Consider the following 17680-nt stretch of genomic DNA (forward strand, 5'->3'; position numbering starts at 1 on the left):
ACTACGTCCAGTAAAGCACGGGCGCCTGCGGGAAGCGCTGCTGCCACTCTTCGTAGAAGAACTGCTTGAGCGTGCGCATGTCGTCGGGCTGGTACACGTATTTCACGCCCCCAAACTTGTTGCGCTTCTGGGCGCGCGTGCTCTCATCCAGGTCCAGCGACATGTTCGGGTACCATTGCTGCAACACGTCCTTAGAGCCGGGCGTGAAGCGGTGGCTGATAAACTCGGCCGTGAGGTCGCACTCAAAATCGAGGGTGGCGGCCAGACGGTCGAGCAGGTGGCGGTAATGGTCGCGCCAGTCGGGAATAGGCATAATGGGCGCCACCACGGCTCCTACGCGGTAGCCGCCTCCGCCCTGCTCGCGGGGCAACGCCAGCTGGCGCATGGCGCGCAGCCGCGCTTCCAGCGAGGCCGTACCGCCTTCCAGACGGCGCGTTACGGGCTCCGCGTTCAAACTGATCCGGGCGCGCACCTGCCCATTATGGGGCAAGTCCAGCAATGGTTCTACCTGATCATACTTGGTTACGAAACGCAGTTGCGCGCCCTCGCGGGTGCCAAAGTAGCGAATGCACTCAGCCAGGCTGCCGGTCAGGTGCTCAATGCCGAGCACATCGGTATAGCAACTCACTTCAAAGGTCGTCAGCTTGCCGGGTTGCTCATATTGCGCCGTGTTCTGGAGCATCTGGGGCAGGTTGGCGTAAGCGCGCACCACCGGCGGACCTTGCAGACTACCAGCCAGATAGCAGTATTGACAGTGCGCGGGGCAACCTTCGGCCAGGTTCATTTGCCAGTCGGCGGAAGGTGGAATGGGCTGAAGGCGGAAGGCGCTCGGGGGGGCTTTTACCACGGCCAGCGTGTTCTTGGCGTTGCGGTAGGTTTCACGCTCGTCGGCACCGCGCAGGCCGGTAAGGCGGTTGCTCTTGAGTATTTCGATGGGCAGGCCGGCCGCGCTGATGCGCTCAAACATCTGCTGGCCAAACTCTTCTTCCAGCGCATCGGGCGTAAACAGCACCCGCTTGGGCAGCCACACCCGCGCCGAACGCGTGAGAATAGAAGGCTGCGGCGCGGGGGTTTCAGTAAGTACAGGTAACGAATCGAACAGGGATAGCTGGGGGGCTTTTTCGAGCATCAGGAGCTGGTTTTGGCTTGCTCTTGACAACGTTTCGCGGGCCATTTTAGGTCCTTCGGATCGGAATTAAGCACCATCATAGCCTACGGTTTTCACCTTGTTTATCAGTTACTTACAACATTCATCTTGAGCCTCGGTTGTTTATTTTTTATCTTACCTCTGATGGTCACGATACTGCGCAGCGTATGCTTCTTACTGATGGGCGGTTGGGCGCTAAGCGCCTGCGAGAAAAGCACCGACCCGGCCGCCGTGATTCCATCTACCCAGAGCCCGCTGGTCGCATTTCAGATGCGCAACGGCGTGACGCCGGAGTTTTTCACTTACAACCCGCGCCGCATTCCGCGCTACGTGTCCAGGCGCGGCAGCGCCATTGAGCTTGGAGCCGAAGCGTTTGTTACGCTGGGTGGGCTTCAGCTGTCCGACGCCCCCGTACGCCTGGAGTTTCGGGAGGTGCTCGACAAAAAGGACATGCTCCTTAGTGGCATTCCCAGCGGCACCGATGAGCTGATTCTGGAGTCTGGGGGGCTTTTTTACCTGCAAGCCACCCAGGATAATCGTCCGCTGGAGCTGGTGCCGCGGGTGCGGATCGGGCTGGCCAGTCGGAGCCCGGCCCGGCTGAGCCGACTGACGGATATGCGGATGTTTTCGGTGAAAGGCCCGCTCCTGCCCGATCCGTTTACCTGGCAGCTTTCCACCGATCAGCAATCGACTATACAACTAGGCATCCGCTTAACGTCCGATTCGCCTGATTATCTGCTGGCTGTGCTCAACCATGAGCTGTTTAATCAGAGCATGGGCTGGATCAGCTACCAGCGCCAGCTATATACCGGCACGCCCACCACCACGGTTCAGGTGACCGTGGAGGCCGCCGCTCAAGACCCGCAACAGACACTGGTTTACCTCGTTTTCGCCGATTACAATGCCGTAGCCCAGTTTCATGCTGCCGGCCCAAACAGCTTCAGTCTGGCCAACGTCCCGACGGGTACGGAAGCTACGGTGGTGGTATTGCGCGGGGCGGGAGGCAAATTTTATCTGGGTCAGCAAACCGCCTTTATTCAAGAGAATCAGCGCTTTGCCCCAGCCCTCACGGAGATGAGTGAATCGTCGGTGGTGGCTGAGCTGAGCAAGTTTTAACGCGGGCTTTCGGCTGCTTTGGTGGCTACCACGGAGTACATCATCGGTAGCTTACCAGCCAGATGCTCAATGCGATATTGGCGCTCGCCTACCTGTTTCATGTGCGCGAAGCAGTTGTAAGACGAGTAGTCGTACTCGGCGAAGTGCTTTATTGTGAGGTCGTTGTGCAATAAGCTGCCCAGCACTTCGCCCAGATCGTGGTTCCAGGAAACGGAGGTTTGCTTCAGTGGGGCGTCGCGGTCGGCGTAGGTGCCGGTTTCGACTTCTGTGATGGCTTCCCGGTTGAAATACGAGTACTGCACGCGGGTGAAGTCGTTGTCGAACATCCACACCACCGGGTGAAACTCAACCAGCACCAATTTGCCCCCCGGCTTCAAAAAATGACTTACCACGCTGGCCCAGCGCTCCAAATCGGGCAGCCAGCCCAGCACGCCGTAGGTGGTGAATACGATATCAAACTGCCGGTCCAGGTTTCGGGGCAGCTCGTACACGTCGCTGCACACAAACTCGGCCGGCAACCCGAGCTGCGCCGCCAGCTCGCGGGCTTTGGCAATCGCTTGGTCGGCCAGATCGACGCCGGTTACGTGCGCCCCCAAGCGGCTCAGCGACAGCGAATCCTGCCCGAAATGACATTGCAGATGCAGAACCGACTTACCCCGCACATCGCCCAACAACCCCAGCTCCACGTCATTCAATGACGATTTGCCCCCCAAAAAGCTTTCCACGTCATAAAACGCCGACTGCACATGGTAGTCGGTTTTGGCGTTCCACAGCTGGCGGTTCAGCTCGGTATAGTTTGCGGGCGTTTCCATGTTTTCGCTGTTGTTTGATCAATTTTATCGTAAGCGTAAAAATTCGACCGTCATGCAGAGGCAAAGCCGAAGCGTCTTACGCGATTGCTTGCAACGGTATTGTTATGCAGAGCGGCAGCGACGCATCTTGCTCGCGAAGTTAGATTACTATTCACATATCGGCACGCGAGATGCGTCGCTGCCGCTCTGCATGACAGCTAGTTTAAATAGGCGATTAATTCTCACTTCTAAGGTCTAAAAAGTACATGAAAGCCTTATTGCTCATTGATGTACAGAACGATTTCGTGCCCGGCGGCGCGCTGGCGGTGTCCGCGGGCGACCAGATAATTCCGCTTCTGAATCAGCTACAGCCCCATTTCGACTTGGTGGTTGCCACCCAGGACTGGCATCCGGCCAACCACAAAAGCTTCGCCGTGAATCATGCGGGCCGTCAGCCATTCGAGGAAATTGAGCTGCACGGGCTGGCGCAAGTGCTCTGGCCCGCGCACTGCATGCAAAGCACGCCCGGCGCTGAGCTGCACCCGGCGCTGCATACAAACCAGGTTGAAGCCATCTTCCGCAAAGGCACCGACCCAGAAATCGACAGCTACAGCGGGTTTTATGACAACGGCCAACGCAAAGCCACCGGCCTGGCCGCGTACCTGGCCGGGCGTGGCATCACCTCGGTGTATGTAGCCGGTCTGGCCGCAGACTATTGCGTGTATTTCACCGCGAAAGACGCTCTGAATGAAGGGTTTGAGACTTTTTTGATTGAAGATGCCACGCGCCCAATAAGTCCGGAGGGTTTTGAGCGGGCCAAAGCCAACCTGGAAAACCTGGGGGGCAAAATTATCAGCAGCGCCGCGCTGCTGTCACCTGAAAAAGCCCCCCAGCCCGCGCAAGCATGACCGACGCCGATGCTCCCCTGATTCTGACTCTGGCGCTCGATGCCGAATCGTTTGCTTTCTTCAACGGCCTGCGCCAACAGCATTTTCCGCCCGAGCGCAACTTTCTGGCCGCCCACGTCACGCTGTTTCACCATTTGCCCGGCGCCCGCCGCCCCGATATAGTAGCGCAGCTGGCCACTCTGTGCCAGAAGCAAGCGCCGCTTACGTTGCAGGTTACGGGCCTGCGGTTTATGGGCCGCGGCGTAGCCTACGCCCTCGAAAATGACGCTCTGCAAGCCTTGCACCGCGAGCTGCAAGTGGCGTGGCAGCCGGCCCTCACGCCCCAGGATCAACAGAAGCTGCGGCCCCACGTAACGGTGCAGAACAAAGTGGACCCGGCGCAGGCGCGCGGCCTGTTTGAGCAGCTCAAAGCTGACTTTGTGCCCTTCGAGGCTACCGGTACGGGCTTGCAGCTGTGGGCGTATCGGGGCGGGCCTTGGGAAGCTATTCAAACATTTGATTTTCAGCAGCTATAGGTTGCCATTCAGCTTAGCCGCCACTTGGCGCTAGCCTCCTGACTATGAAAGACATGTCTTGGGAAATATCCTTCCAATGGCGCGAGATTCTGACGACGCTGGGCATTCTGGCGGGCGGCCTCGCAGGCGGGCTCGTTCTGAAGTATTTATTTTTTGGCGTCTTGAACCGGTACGCGAAGCGGCCCGATTCGCCCCTGCTTATTCGGTCCATTGTCAGGCACCTGAGCCAGCCGAGCGCCTTCTTTTTTCCGGTGCTGGTGCTCTCGTTTATGCTGCCGCTGGTGCCGCTTACGGCCCGCCCCTTCGAAGTGCTGCGCCGGGTGGTGGAAACCAGCCTGATTGCCTCCTTCGCCTGGGGCCTGGTCAAGACGGTGAATGTGATTGAGGACCTGGTCCTGCAGCATTATCGCCTTGATGAGGAGAATAATTTTCGGGTGCGCAAGCTGTTTACCCAGCTCCAGTTTGTGCGCAAGGTGGTGGTATCGCTGATCGTATTTGTGGCCGTGGCGCTGGTGCTGATGAGCTTTGCCACGGTTCGCAAAATCGGGACGGGCCTGCTGACTTCGGCGGGCATTGCCAGCGTTATCGTGGGCTTTGCGGCTCAGCGTTCCATTGGCAACCTGCTGGCCGGCTTTCAGTTAGCTTTCACGCAACCCATCCGACTTGATGACGTGCTGGTGGTGGAAGGCGAATGGGGCAAGGTGGAGGAAATCACGTTTACGTATGTAGTGGTGCGCATCTGGGACGAGCGGCGGCTGGTGCTGCCGCTCACCTATTTCATCGAAAAGCCTTTCCAGAACTGGACCCGCAACACGTCGCAGCTGATTGGTACCGTGTTCGTTTACACCGACTACAGCATTCCGGTGGATGCCGTGCGCGCCGAGCTAAAGAACATCGTGGAGAATCATCCGCTCTGGGACAAGCGCGTGTGCGTGCTGCAAGTCACCGATTCCAAAGAGCGCACCATGGAGCTGCGGGCCCTGGTCAGCGCCGCCGACGCGAGTCGCGCCTTCGATCTGCGGTGCCACGTCCGGGAAAAGCTGGTCGCTTTCATTCAGCAGAATTACCCCGAATCGTTGCCCAAAACCCGCTCTGTGGTTGATACCGATGAGCGGCTGCTGTCGGCTACATCCGGTATTTCGGGCGAAACAGTTTAGAAAAAGCCCCCAGCCTTCTCACAAGGCATTTGAGCAATCCGAAATTCAATCAAATGGCGATCATGCCGAGCGGTAGCGAAGCATCTCGCGTGCTGATGTTGCCACACTAACTGTCATGCTGAGCTTGTCGAAGCATATCTGCCGCTTCGTTGCAATGGTATTGATTCTACTAACTAGTAGAGATGCTTCGACTCCGCTCAGCATGACGTTCTTCTTAGCTGAGCTACTACTCCCGCTAAACACGCGAGATGCTTCGCTCCACTCTGCATGACCGCCATTTTGCGCTGATAATAAACACGGTAGGCAGATTAAGCTGCTCTTAAAAGATTCTCTTAGTAGGCACTCTGCTACTTTTCTTTCCTTCCCTCGTACGCTGTCAGGACTATCAATCTATCCCGATGAATACAGAAACCACTTCCTCCGACCCCATCACTGATGTTGTGCTGATCGGGGCCGGCATTATGAGTGCTACGCTGGGTATTATGCTCAAGGAGCTGGATCCCAACCTCACGATAACCATCATTGAGCGCCTCGATGTAGCTGCGGCCGAAAGCTCCGACGCCTGGAACAACGCCGGCACCGGCCATTCGGCTTTCTGCGAGCTGAACTACACGCCCCAGCGCCCCGATGGCTCCGTAGACATCAGCAAAGCCATTGGCATTGCTGAGTCGTTTGAGGTTTCGAAGCAGTTCTGGTCTTTTCTGGCCGAGCAATATCACGTGGAAGGCATACAGCGCTTCATCAATCATATTCCGCACATGAGCTTTGTGTGGGGCAACGAGAACGTGGACTTTCTGCGCACGCGCCACGCGGCCCTCGTGCAGTCGCCGCTGTTTCAGGGCATGGAATACTCCGAAGACCCAGACCAGCTCCGCGAGTGGATGCCGCTGGTGATGGAGGGCCGCGACCCCAGCCAAAAAGTAGCGGCCACCCGCATGGATCTGGGCACCGACGTAAACTTCGGCGCCCTTACCCGCGGCATGTTTTATCTGTTGCAGGACAAGCCAGGCATTACCTTTCACTTTGGCCACGAGGTAGATAAGATCCGCCGCAAGGACGATGGCACCTGGCGCGTGCGGGCCCAAAACCGCGCTACCGGCGAAAAGCGTAAGCTGCGCGCCAAATTTGTGTTTATCGGGGCGGGCGGGGGCTCTTTGCCGCTGCTGCTGGCTTCGGGCATTCCGGAAAGCAAAGGTTTTGGCGGCTTCCCCGTGAGTGGGCAGTGGCTAAAATGTGTGAATCCGGCCGTCATTGAGCAGCACCAGGCCAAAGTGTACGGCAAAGCCAGCGTCGGCTCGCCGCCCATGTCGGTGCCCCACCTGGATACGCGCGTGATAAATGGGCAGCGCGAGCTACTGTTCGGCCCCTATGCGGGCTTCAGCACCAAGTTTTTGAAGTTCGGCTCCTTCCTCGATTTGCCGGGTTCCATTAAGGCCACCAACCTGAAGCCTATGCTCATCGCGGGGGCCAAGAACCTGCCCCTCACCCGCTACCTGATCAACCAGGTGCGGCAGTCGCCGCAGGACCGCCTGAATGCGCTGCGCGACTACTTGCCCACGGCCCGCGCCGAAGACTGGAAGCTAGAAGTAGCCGGCCAGCGCGTGCAGGTTATCAAAAAAGACGAAAAGCAGGGCGGCGTGCTGGAGTTCGGCACCGAGATGGTGAGCGCCGCCGACGGTTCTATTGCCGCTTTGCTGGGCGCTTCGCCCGGCGCCTCTACGGCCGTCAGCATTATGATCAGCCTGATTCAGAAGTGTTTCCCCGCGCAGGCTGCTTCCCCGCAGTGGCAGGCACGGTTCCGGGAGATGATTCCCACGTTCGGGCAGCCGCTGGCCGACAACCCGGAGCTGGTGGAGCAAACCCGCGCCCACACCAGCGCCGTGCTGGAGCTGAGCGTGGATGCGCCGCTCGGCAGCCAATAAGCTGATTTACTACAAAAAAAGCCCCCCAGTCTCGGCTGGGGGGCTTTTTTTGCGACCAGCCGAACGAATATGTGCAGGTTTTGGTATCTCTTATAGCTTAGCTGCAGTGCTGCCGGATGCGCAGTTATCGGCCCTGATTTTTTCTAATTAGGAAGCTAAGCAAGCAGAACCGTACATTGCTTTTCTTTTTTGTGGGCCTTAGCTGCGCTTTGCAGTTTGTAGAGCTCCAAAGCACGTCTGTGCTTGAATATTACCGGGAGCTTTCTTCATGATCCGACTCGAATACTTCACCCCCGCCGATTTCCAACAGCTTATTCAGTGGATTGATACTGAGAAGCTTCTAAAAGAATGGAGCGGCTCCTTGTTCTCGTTTCCGCTTACCGAGGCAAGCCTCACCTGGTACATTGAAGGTGCGAACGACCTGACTGACCCGGATGCATTCATCTACAAGGCCATCGACACGGAAACCGGCGAAACCGTGGGGCACATTTCCTTGGGCAGCTTCAGTGAGACGAATAAAGCGGCCCGCATCACGCGCGTACTCATTGGTAACACCGCCGCCCGCGGCCGTGGCTACTGCCAGGGCATGATTAAGGCCGTATTGCGCATCGGCTTCGAGGAGTTGGGCCTGCACCGCATCAGTCTGGGCGTGTACGATTTCAATGAGGCCGCCATTGGCTGCTACAAGAAAGCCGGCCTCAAAATCGAAGGCGTTATGCGCGACGTGGTGCGCTACAAGGATGGATACTGGTCGTTGGTGGAAATGGCTGTGCTGGAAGACGAGTGGCGGCTGGCTAATGCTGCTGAATCGCTACCTATTACACATACGACAGCCACCAGTACGAGTGCCGTTGCTTGAAGCCCTGATACCAGCGGCACGGCAGATACAATAGCAGCACCACTACTGCCCACACCACATAGGCCCGCAGCAAGCTCGGGTGGTAGTCGGTGGGCCACTGGGCGGGCGGCGTAAAGGACAGATTGATAGGCTTACCGAAAGCCACCGTCGTCCAGACCAGCGCCCCGAAGCTGATAAGAAACAGGTGCAGGATGTAATAGAAAAACGGTACTTGCCCAAACGTGCGCAGCCATTGGCTCAGCCGGTTCGTGGCCGTTTCGACACCGGAAAGCAAGAGCAGCGCAACCCCCAGCGTAAGGCACAGAAACAGCAGGGAAGACGGGTATTTCGTGACGTTAACGAACGATAACACGCTGTAGGCCAGGCCTCGTGCCTGGGTGCTCCAGGGAAGTGGGTCGCCGTACCAGTTGGTGGCGCGCAAGGCTACAAATACCGCGAGCAGAGCTATTCCGGCCAGGCGCAGCACCCGTGTACGCTGCGGGAGCGGCAGCTTAAACCACGGCCCAATCAGGTAGCCGGCGAGCATTACGCCCAGCCACGGCCCGATGGAATACGCTACCAGGAAAGGCGGCAAGGAAGCAGGATCGAAGAGGAAAGGGCCGTTGTGCAGGAGCGCCAGAAATACGTTGTCGGCGGTGACAGGCTGAATGTTGGGCAATGCATTGTGCCCGGCAATTATAATGAATGCCAGCAGCGCCAACAACCAGCGGGGCAGCCAGATCAGGCCGGCCAGCAGCACCATGGCCCAACCGATCACCCAAATTACTTGCAGCAAGATCATAGAGTAGCCCCAGAACAGCATCAGGCTGATAACCAGCAGCTCCAGCGCTACCAGCCACAGGCCGCGCGTGAGCAGAAACCAGCTGACCTGCCTTTTATTGGGCCGTTTCTGCTGATACAGATAGATACTCGTACCGGACAAAAACACGAATGTAGGCGCGCAGAAGTGGGTTATCCAGCGCGTGAAAAACAGCAAGACCGACGTCTGCCCCAGATCCTCGGGGCGAAAGATAGTGGGGCTCCAAAAGTCGCGCACATGATCGAGGGCCATAATAACCATCACCAGGCCCCGCACGATGTCAACTGCCTGCACCCGCTCTGTGGTAGCACGAGTAGCCACAGGCACCGAAAATTCTGTAGAAACCTGTTGCATAGGGAAGGCGCATTAGGCAAGTTGACTACTTCGTTTTCAGGAAGTTATTAATCGTTCGGTTTATCTCCTGCTTTTTTTCTTCGGTGGCTCCATCCCAGATATCATTATGGGTCATGTTCTCCATTTTGACGATCTGAATGTCGAATTTTTTCTGTTCGGCAGCCGTCGGCAGCACGCCATCATCGGCCACCTGGTCGCTGGAGCGGATGCTTAAAATGTGCGGACGCCGGGTGCGGGGCAGCGGCATGCGGCGGTTATCCAGCGAGATAATATTTCGCGCCAATTTGGGGTACTTGTGGGCAAACAGCATGGCCATATCGCCGCCGTTGGAATGGCCTACCAGCAGCAGGCTTTTAAAGTCCAGCTCCGGGTTCGACTTTTTGAGGGTTTGCAGCACAAACAGCATATTTTGCGCGCCCCGTTCCCAGTAAGGTCGCCGCACCTGCTGCGGATTGCCCGTGGTAGGCATGGGCGCTTCCTTGGGCAAATCGTGCTGAATGCTAGCCACCAAGTAGCCTTGCGCCACCAGATTGTAGGCAATAAAGGAGTAACCCGTGTGCGGGCTGCCGTAGCCATGATTCAGGATGGCTAGCTTGAGCTTCGACCGCTTTTGCGGGTTCAGCTTCGCGCCCGAACCCGGCACATACACAGCAATAGGAACCGGCCGATTGCGAGCCTCGTCGAAGAGCGCCAGCTGGTAGCTTTTTACCTCTCCTTTGGCGGTTTCGGTAACGTGCTGCGGCACTGGTGCCGGGTGCCCTACTTTCTGGCTGCTATCGGCGCAGTTGTTTACCAGGAGCGCGATGCCTAGAACCACGGCTATTCTTATGCTCATACAATGATTGGTCAGACGCTGAATGTTGGGATTTTGTAGGCTGAATAGCTGGCGAAGCACGGCGCAAAAAAGCCCCCTACGCGCTGGGCAGAAATACTTCGGCCAACATACAACGGGCGCTGCCTCCACCGATGGTTTCGATGGTAGGAATGGGCAGCGCAACCAGCCTGCAGTAGCGGCTGAGCGTTTGGCGCTGGTCGGCGGTCAGCGCATCGTGGGCACTCCGCGACATAACGAGTAGCTCCTGACCGCCAGCGGCGGGTTGCAAGGTGAGCATGTTGCCGGCAAAATGCGTTACCTGCGCCAGCGAAATAGCTACTATTTCGTGGCCCGTAGAGGCCAGCGAATCCGTTACCGCTGCCTGCTCGGCCGGGTCGGTTATGCTTTCCAGACAGATGACCGCAAATTTGCCCCCACGCATAGCATTACATTGGTGTGGTAGATGGCGTGGCCCTGCGCGTCGGTGGCGCGGAAAGCTAGCGGCTGGTAGCCCAAAAGGCTGGTTACGTGCTGAAATAAATCCGCATCGGTGCGGGGTGAGAGGCCGGCGTAGGCCACGCGGTGCTGGTGGTCGAAAATAACGCTGCCGGTTCCTTCCAGAAACCGGCCCTCCTGCTCGTAGTGCGATAAGTCGATTACCTCTCGAATGGTGAACTGGTTACCCAATGACTCAAGAATATCGGGTCGCCGCTCGGGGCGGCGGTTGGGTGCGTGCATCGGGTAGAGCACTACGCGGCCATCGGGGTGCAGAGTGAGCCAGTTATTGGGGAAAACGGCGTCGGGCTTGGGTGGCGCGGGCGTATCGTCCATCACCAGCACCTGCACGCCGTGTGCCCGCAGCTTGGCCACGGCCGCATCAAATTCGGCAAATGCTTTCTCTTGAATTATGGCCTGATCTAAGTCTGCTATGGTCTGCTGAAAATGATTGGACCCCGCCGTCTCGGTGTTAAAACCAAACCGAACGGGCCGCACAAGAAAAACGGTGGAAGCAGACTGCATATACGTGGCTGGGGGGCTTTTTTGACACAAAGAAAGTCATTCCGGCCACGCCAGCAGCGCGCGTACTCTACGGTTTTTGCACCCGCCCTATTACGGCGTACAGCGGGTCGCTGCGCCGGGGCTGCGGACTGCGGTCGAGCAGTTCAATAGGGTGCCAGCTGCCGGCGGCCAGCAGATATTGTTTCACGAGGGCCATATGGCCACGGTCGTCGAGGGCGTGCCAGGCGGCTACGGCTTTAGTCGGGAAGCAGCGGTTGGAGAACGTAATGACTACGGGCGCCTCCGGCCGGAGCACGCGCGCAAGGTCGCGCAGCACTTCCACGGGCCGCGTCAGGTAATCCACGGATACGCAGATGGCGGCGCCATCAAACTCATTTTCCTCAAAAGGAAGCTGCGGCTCCTGATTCAGATCCTGCACCACGTAGCTTGCCAGCCGGGGGTTTGCGCGCAGCTCCTGCTCGTTCATCCCCAGGCCTACCACGCGCCGATACGGCACCTCGGGAGGCAAATGGCTTACCCAGCTGCTCATCAAATCCAACAGCGTACCGTTGGCCGGAAAATACTCGCGGTAGAGCTGCGTAACGGCCGCAATTGCCCCCTCGTCGATGTGCGTTACGAAGCGGGGCTGCTGGTAGAATTGTGCGTCGGGAGTTTCGTCGGTGCGGCGGAAAGCGTCGGCAGGAAAAAGCGGATCAAAAGCCATAAAGGCGAGTAGTTTTATAGAGTCAGTATTTAATAATTAATCAACAATCAATCAACCAAACCAGCACGTCATGCAGAGCGGGAGCGAAGCATCTCGCTCGCGGTCGTTGAGTTACTACTCAGACATCAGTACGCGAGATGCTTCGCTCCCGCTCTGCATGACGTTCAATGGTATAGTATAACCGCCGTTTGGCGTGACGGCCATTTACAACCATACGGCGATGATATTATTGCCTTTGTATCCCTCCTTCACCAAATCCTTCCTACCGGATATTTAAATCTTCTTTTCTGATCCAGCCGGTCGTTTTCACCTTTTCCCAGTTTATGAATGTGGCAAAAACCGCCTGCTCGGAAGAGTCGGTTAGTGTCATTTTATCGCCCCGAATGCAGAATGCGCGGCGGCGCTGGGTCAGGTCGGGTGAGTCGTAAAAGTAGGTGGTGTCTACCCGCACGGTGCCGGTAGTGGCGGGCTTTCGACTCGCGCTAACAGGGGTTTCTTTTGGCTCTGAATCTGATGAAGCTACTGCGGGCTTTTTGGTTTGGGTGCGTGCTACCGCTGGCTCCGGTGTCGGGCGGCGCGGACTAGTGGGCGTAGCGCGGGGAAGCGCGGGCTTCGCGGCAGCTTTAGTAAGCTGCACTTCCGTTTTTTTCAGCCACCCGGCTACCGGGTCGCCGGCCGAATTGAAGTAGCGGGTTTTGATAAAATTGCCGCTCTCCCCTTCCGCGTACACAATATCTCCCCGCAATACATACTTGCCGGTAGAGCTGCTTACATCCGGACTGGAATGAAAATAAGCTCTGGCTGGCAGCACTTTATAAGCACCTGCAAGAGGCTTGATGCTTGTGCTGGCTTGTACAGGTGGCCCCTGTTTTTCGTTTTCCGGGAAAGCAGAATCTGTCCTGGCGGGGATGTTCGCCGACACTTCCGTAACGGGAGTTGTTGGGGGCAGCTCCGTGCTGGACAATGGCGCTTCCTGGCTTCGTTCGGAGCTGTTTTTCTTTGACAGCCAATATGCTGAACTCGCAACCAGTAAAAATATCGCGGCCAGCAGTACGTAAATCAGACCTGTCCGGGGCCGCCGTATCGTGGTGTGTCTGTTCGAATAAAGGCGTCCCGACTGCGCTTGGTTGCTCATGTTACGGAGTGGTGATGGCTACTATACCTGATCCGTAATGTTTACGTAGTTTTTAAGGTTCTGGGGGGCTTTTTGATTGATGTCAGGCCAAGAAAAACCTATTGCTTAAGCCAGTACCTGCTCCCGACTGGCCAGCACCTCGCGCACAGGAGTCCAGCGGATATCGGGGTAGCGGGCATTGTCCAGAGGTTCTAGTTTGGGCTGCCCAGTGAACATGTTGTGCAGGTATTGCATGCCTTGCCAGGGCGGAAATACGTCGTCGGTAGTGGGCATGAGGGCCTTGGTCACCTTGATTACGGTTCCGAAAGCGCCCAGGCCACCTACCCGGAATAAGCGAAACGGCTCGCCCGACACGGCACCCGCCACTGCCTGCAAGCCGCGAATAGTGGCTACTTCGCCGGCTACGCGCAGAAAGCGGGGCGTGGTGGCATCGAGGGCCGCGGCGGCTGTGAAGGCGGCTGTGTCTTCGGTGGTGGTAAAGTCCAGCGGCTGGTCTGCGTTGCCCCAATACACCACCCGCTTGAAGTTGAAGAGGATAACCGGGGCCTGCCCCGTCAGCAGATCGGTGAACATGCCGTTGAGAATGGAAGTAGCCCGGATGGGTGCTTTATCGAGCCGCTCGGCAAACTCCCGGCGCAGATCGAGGTTGCGGTTGGAGCCGATGGCGAGCTTAGTGTAATCAATACAATAATCGGAAGGGATGAAGCGGGGAACCCCTGCGGCTACGGCCGCTTGCAGCAGACGCGTCTGCGTCTCCACAATCACCTCCCGCAGCCCTGATAAAGCCGATACCACGCAGGTTGCGCCGGCGCAGGCTTTCGTCAGCTCGGCTTCGTTGTTAAAATCGACTTCGATAATAGCTGCCCCCTGCTCGCGCAAGGCCACCACGGCCGGGGCCGCACTGCCCGCCCGAACCAGCGCCCGCACATTTGCCCCCCGCAGCAGCAAGTGCTTCGCAATTCGCCCCCCAAGGTCGCCGGTGGCGCCGGCAAGTACTATAGTTGCTTGCTGAGCGCCAGGGGCGGCGGCGGTGTCTGTTGTTGATTCTGCCAAAATGAGGGGAATTAGCTACGTAAGGAAGTACTGGGGCGGCCTGCCGGACCGGAGCGCGTGTTCAATCAGCTTAAATTCGACAGGCTAGGGCTGCTAATACAAGGACCCATGCCGGAAGGTTATTGACAGCCAGTAGAATAAGGCTGGCATTGGCACAAAAAAGCCCCCCGCAGTCGACCATGCCGGCCGTATCTGCGTACGTTCAGGATAGATATTTCACTAAACCCGGATACAATGAAACAGGTAGCTGCTGGCGTCAACCAGCTTCTCATTCAGCGCTTTGTCAATGTATACTTTGTGGAGGCCGGTGCCCCCGGCGAGTGGGTACTGGTAGATACCGGGTTGCCCGGCTCGGCCAAAACAATCATCGCGGCGGCCGATAAGCTATTTTATCCTGGTACCCATCCGCAGGCTATAATCCTAACCCACGGCCACATGGACCACGCCGGCTCGGCCCAGGAGCTGGCTGACCACTGGCACGTGCCCATTCTGGCGCATCCCCTGGAAATGCCTTTTCTGACTGGTAAAGCCGTGTATCCGCCCGCCGACCCAACGGTGGGGGGCTCTTTGGCGTTTGTCAGCCGTTTTTTTCCGCCCCAAACCTTTAATCTAACCGGCATTCAGGCACTACCCGAGGGCGAGGAAATACCCTACATGGCTGGCTGGCAATGCATTCATGTACCTGGCCACGCGCCCGGCCAGGTAGCGTTTTTCCGCGCTGAAGACAAGACCTTGCTCGGCGCCGACGCCTTCGCCACCACCGAACACGATTCGGTGCTGTCGGTGCTGCTTGGGGTGCCTAAGATCAGCCGCGCCGGCACGCCGTTTAACTTTGATTGGGAGGCCACTCATGCTTCGGTGGTGAAGCTTTCTAACCTGGAGCCACAGGCTATTGGTTGCGGCCACGGTCCGGCCGTACAGGGCCTCCACCTAGCGAACGAGCTTCGGGAGCTGGCCCTGCATTTTCCGGTGCCGCCCAAAGGGCGCTACGTGGATAGTCCGGCGCGCACAGATGCAAACGGCGTGGAGTTTATTCCCCCTGCCCTACCCGATACTTTGCCGGCGCGGGCGGCTATGCTAGGGGGCGGACTTGCAATAGCAGCCCTGGCAGCGGTATTGCTGAGCAAGCGGGATGGCAAGAAAGGGAAAAAGCACAAGCGCCTGAAAGGCTACAGACCGGCGCCCGCCACAGCTTACGAGCGGCCTTTTCCTGATTATCCTTACAAAGAGAAATACTACTAGGCACACAGAAACGGCGGGACTAAGTTCCGCCGTTTCTGTGTGGTGCCGGGCCGCGCTTACTTTCCGGTCCTGTCTATTTTAATACCCCCATTGGTGGTTACAGCCTTTACCGGCGCGCCGCCTTTGCCCAGTGTGGTGGCAATCTCGCGGCCGAGCATGCCGTTTTTAGTAATGGGCAGGTCTGCTTTTAAGCCGCCCACGGCAGTGCTGGTGGTGAGGCGGGCCGAGTAGTTTTGGGGCACTTCCCATTTGATGCCGCCATTGGTGGTGGCTATATCGAGGCCGGTGCCGTCCCATTTGTCGCCCGTCAGCTGGATGTCGAGGCCGCCGTTGGTGGTGCGGCCCTTCACATTGCCGCCCACGCCGGCCAACGACACGCCACCATTCTTGGTTTCGAAGGTGATGGTGCCGCGCACATCCTGCAACCGAATGCCGCCGTTATTGGTGTTGAGCGCCAGGCTGGTTTGCTGGGGCACGAATACTTCGTAGCTCACCGACCATGTGTCGCCGCCGGGCGCTTCGGCCCGCAGGGTGTTGTTAGCGGTGCTGATGCGGATGGTGGGAATCTGCTGGCGGGCGGCAGCTTCGGTGTTGCCCCAGGCCTGCACTACAGCCCGTATCCGCACCTCGGAGCCCGACCAGCCGCGCACGGTAATTCCGCCGTTCTGCCGCCCGTCGATGGTGAGCGTTTTGCCCCCCAGCGCCGGCATGGTCAGGTCGCGGGTTTCGCAGATGCGCTTTGTGGTTTCGCTGCTGGAGCTGTTGTATTTACCTTCGCAAGTAGAAGTAAACACGGGGGCCGTTTGGGCCGCGGCCGTCAGGGCTAGTGTGTTTAGGAGAAGCGCAGCAAGTAGGTTTTTCATAGGAAGGTCAGGGTTGGGTTTCACGGTTTTCCCATGGACAAGCTGCGTTGCCGGAAGGCTGCATTCAGCAACGAAACCATTCGTACTTTCAGCCTGACAAATGGCGCGGTCGGTCGGTTTGGTCCGGCTTATGAGTACATCCAAATGTGGCTTAAGGAACGCCCATATTGCTGGAGTTCCGGAAGAATTGAGCACTTCCTGACGCTGTTTCTGCCTGAAATATGAGTCTAGCGGCAACGGGAATCTAGCCAATAAGTATTTCGGGCATCTTCACTGAGTGCTTGACGACTCTGGAAACGGTTTACTTATCCGTTCTTCTACAGCTGATGGCACCCTGTTTCTGCGGGCTTGCAATTTGCCCCCCGCCGGGCTTTCAGCTAACTTGCGCCCATTCGGCGCCCCACCCTATCGCGCCGCCGCACTAAGCATCAATCACTACTATGGGAAGAGCATTTGAATTTCGCAAAGGCCGCAAAATGAAGCGCTGGGACCGCATGTCCAAAGATTTCACCCGCATCGGCCGCGAAATCGTGATGGCCGTGAAGGAAAGCGGCCCCAACCCTGACACCAACTCCCGCCTTCGTGCGGCCATGCAGAACGCCAAGGGCGTGAACATGCCCAAAGACCGCGTGGAAGCCGCCATCAAGCGCGCCAGCAGCAAGGAAGAGAAAGATTATCAGGAAGTTGTGTATGAAGGATATGCACCCCACGGCGTGGCCATTGTGGTAGAAACTGCCACCGACAACCCCGTACGCACCGTGGCTAATGTGCGCATGTACTTCAACCGCGGCAATGGCGCCCTGGGCACCGCCGGCTCCTCCGATTTCACCTTCACCCGCAAAGGCGTATTCAAGCTGGCCGCCGAAGGCCTCGACCGCGACGAGCTGGAGCTGGAGCTCATCGACTTCGGCGCCGAAGACATCTACGAAGATCAGGAGGAAGACGAGCACGGCAACGTGAAGGAGCTGATTGTGGTAGAAACCGCCTTCACCGACTTTGGCCAGATGCAGAAAGCGCTGGAAGAACGCCACCTGAACGTGGTCGGCGCGCAACTGCAACGCATTCCCAACGCCACCGTCACGCTGGAAGGCGACGAGCTGGAAGAGGTGATGAACCTGATTGAGAAGTTCGAGGAGGATGACGACGTGCAGGCCGTGTACCACACGTTGGGCTAAGCTTCCCTTGCCACTTAGGCTGCTGTAGAAACGCGGGGCGCTCCAGTTGGGGCGCCCCGTTGTGTTTTGGGAAGGAACTGAATTATCAGTACGTTTAGCCATGTCGC

At 57.8% G+C, this 17680-nt stretch carries 17 protein-coding genes and 1 pseudogene; 9 read left to right on the plus strand and 9 right to left on the minus strand.

From position 1 onward, the window contains the following. Position 1: 1 nt before the first annotated feature. On the minus strand, positions 2 to 1129 hold the full coding sequence (locus IEW06_RS10880) for a spore photoproduct lyase family protein (protein ID WP_229743104.1): 1128 nt from the start codon (positions 1127 to 1129) through the stop codon (positions 2 to 4). A gap of 162 nt (positions 1130 to 1291) precedes the next feature. On the opposite strand from IEW06_RS10880, the gene IEW06_RS10885 reads away from it, so the two are divergent. After that, positions 1292 to 2263, plus strand: coding sequence for a hypothetical protein (locus tag IEW06_RS10885; protein ID WP_187732561.1), 972 nt, complete (start codon positions 1292 to 1294; stop codon positions 2261 to 2263). On the opposite strand, the gene IEW06_RS10890 is transcribed toward IEW06_RS10885, so the two are convergent. Further along, complete coding sequence (locus tag IEW06_RS10890) at positions 2260 to 3075, minus strand: class I SAM-dependent methyltransferase (RefSeq protein WP_187732562.1); 816 nt, start codon at positions 3073 to 3075, stop codon at positions 2260 to 2262. The genes IEW06_RS10885 and IEW06_RS10890 overlap by 4 nt on opposite strands. Positions 3076 to 3320: 245 nt before the next feature. On the opposite strand from IEW06_RS10890, the gene pncA reads away from it, so the two are divergent. The 5 genes from pncA (at position 3321) to IEW06_RS10915 (ending at position 8415) form a co-directional block, all read left to right on the plus strand. Next, positions 3321 to 3962 (plus strand): bifunctional nicotinamidase/pyrazinamidase, encoded by a 642-nt coding sequence (gene pncA / locus IEW06_RS10895; RefSeq protein WP_187732563.1) that lies wholly within the window; start codon positions 3321 to 3323, stop codon positions 3960 to 3962. Beyond that, positions 3959 to 4477, plus strand: coding sequence for a 2'-5' RNA ligase family protein (locus IEW06_RS10900; protein WP_187732564.1), 519 nt, complete (start codon positions 3959 to 3961; stop codon positions 4475 to 4477). Before pncA ends, IEW06_RS10900 begins: the two co-directional genes overlap by 4 nt. A gap of 44 nt (positions 4478 to 4521) precedes the next feature. Then, on the plus strand, positions 4522 to 5634 hold the full coding sequence (locus IEW06_RS10905; protein ID WP_223284632.1) for a mechanosensitive ion channel family protein: 1113 nt from the start codon (positions 4522 to 4524) through the stop codon (positions 5632 to 5634). Positions 5635 to 6032: 398 nt separating this feature from the next. Beyond that, complete coding sequence (locus IEW06_RS10910) at positions 6033 to 7556, plus strand: malate:quinone oxidoreductase (RefSeq protein ID WP_187732565.1); 1524 nt, start codon at positions 6033 to 6035, stop codon at positions 7554 to 7556. A 268-nt stretch (positions 7557 to 7824) separates the two neighbouring features. Beyond that, positions 7825 to 8415 carry a GNAT family N-acetyltransferase gene (locus IEW06_RS10915; RefSeq protein WP_187732566.1) on the plus strand — a complete coding sequence of 197 codons (591 nt, stop codon included), beginning with the start codon at positions 7825 to 7827 and terminating at the stop codon, positions 8413 to 8415. Here the strand turns inward: IEW06_RS10915 and IEW06_RS10920 are convergent. From IEW06_RS10920 to IEW06_RS10945, 6 genes and pseudogenes are all read right to left on the minus strand, one after another. Next, positions 8375 to 9568, minus strand: coding sequence for an acetyltransferase domain-containing protein (locus IEW06_RS10920; protein ID WP_187732567.1), 1194 nt, complete (start codon positions 9566 to 9568; stop codon positions 8375 to 8377). The genes IEW06_RS10915 and IEW06_RS10920 overlap by 41 nt on opposite strands. Positions 9569 to 9593: 25 nt before the next feature. Further along, on the minus strand, positions 9594 to 10403 hold the full coding sequence (locus IEW06_RS10925; RefSeq protein ID WP_187732568.1) for an alpha/beta hydrolase: 810 nt from the start codon (positions 10401 to 10403) through the stop codon (positions 9594 to 9596). A 76-nt stretch (positions 10404 to 10479) separates the two neighbouring features. Next, positions 10480 to 11402 (minus strand): annotated as a pseudogene (gene ctlX, locus IEW06_RS10930) (citrulline utilization hydrolase CtlX). A 67-nt stretch (positions 11403 to 11469) separates the two neighbouring features. Then, complete coding sequence (locus IEW06_RS10935; RefSeq protein ID WP_187732569.1) at positions 11470 to 12105, minus strand: class I SAM-dependent methyltransferase; 636 nt, start codon at positions 12103 to 12105, stop codon at positions 11470 to 11472. Between the two features lie 262 nt (positions 12106 to 12367). Further along, entirely contained in the window at positions 12368 to 13240 is an 873-nt protein-coding gene (locus IEW06_RS10940) for a hypothetical protein (protein WP_188548273.1), read from the minus strand. Positions 13241 to 13345: 105 nt separating this feature from the next. Then, positions 13346 to 14293, minus strand: coding sequence for an NmrA family NAD(P)-binding protein (locus IEW06_RS10945; RefSeq protein WP_188548274.1), 948 nt, complete (start codon positions 14291 to 14293; stop codon positions 13346 to 13348). Positions 14294 to 14527: 234 nt separating this feature from the next. On the opposite strand from IEW06_RS10945, the gene IEW06_RS10950 reads away from it, so the two are divergent. Next, positions 14528 to 15535 carry an MBL fold metallo-hydrolase gene (locus IEW06_RS10950; RefSeq protein WP_188548275.1) on the plus strand — a complete coding sequence of 336 codons (1008 nt, stop codon included), beginning with the start codon at positions 14528 to 14530 and terminating at the stop codon, positions 15533 to 15535. A gap of 56 nt (positions 15536 to 15591) precedes the next feature. On the opposite strand, the gene IEW06_RS10955 is transcribed toward IEW06_RS10950, so the two are convergent. Next, the gene (locus IEW06_RS10955) at positions 15592 to 16398 is read right to left on the minus strand and encodes a DUF4097 family beta strand repeat-containing protein (RefSeq protein WP_187732572.1); all 807 of its coding nucleotides are present in this window, start codon (positions 16396 to 16398) and stop codon (positions 15592 to 15594) included. Positions 16399 to 16431: 33 nt separating this feature from the next. Between IEW06_RS10955 and IEW06_RS10960 the strand changes: the two genes are divergently transcribed. Together IEW06_RS10960 and IEW06_RS10965 are read left to right on the plus strand one after the other, a co-directional pair. Then, a complete protein-coding gene (locus tag IEW06_RS10960) occupies positions 16432 to 16623 on the plus strand; it encodes a hypothetical protein (RefSeq protein ID WP_187732573.1) in 192 nt (63 codons plus the stop codon). Positions 16624 to 16838: 215 nt separating this feature from the next. Next, on the plus strand, positions 16839 to 17573 hold the full coding sequence (locus IEW06_RS10965) for a YebC/PmpR family DNA-binding transcriptional regulator (protein WP_187311038.1): 735 nt from the start codon (positions 16839 to 16841) through the stop codon (positions 17571 to 17573). Positions 17574 to 17680 lie beyond the last annotated feature (107 nt).

Source organism: Hymenobacter qilianensis, from assembly GCF_014638675.1.
Lineage (GTDB): Bacteria > Bacteroidota > Bacteroidia > Cytophagales > Hymenobacteraceae > Hymenobacter > Hymenobacter qilianensis.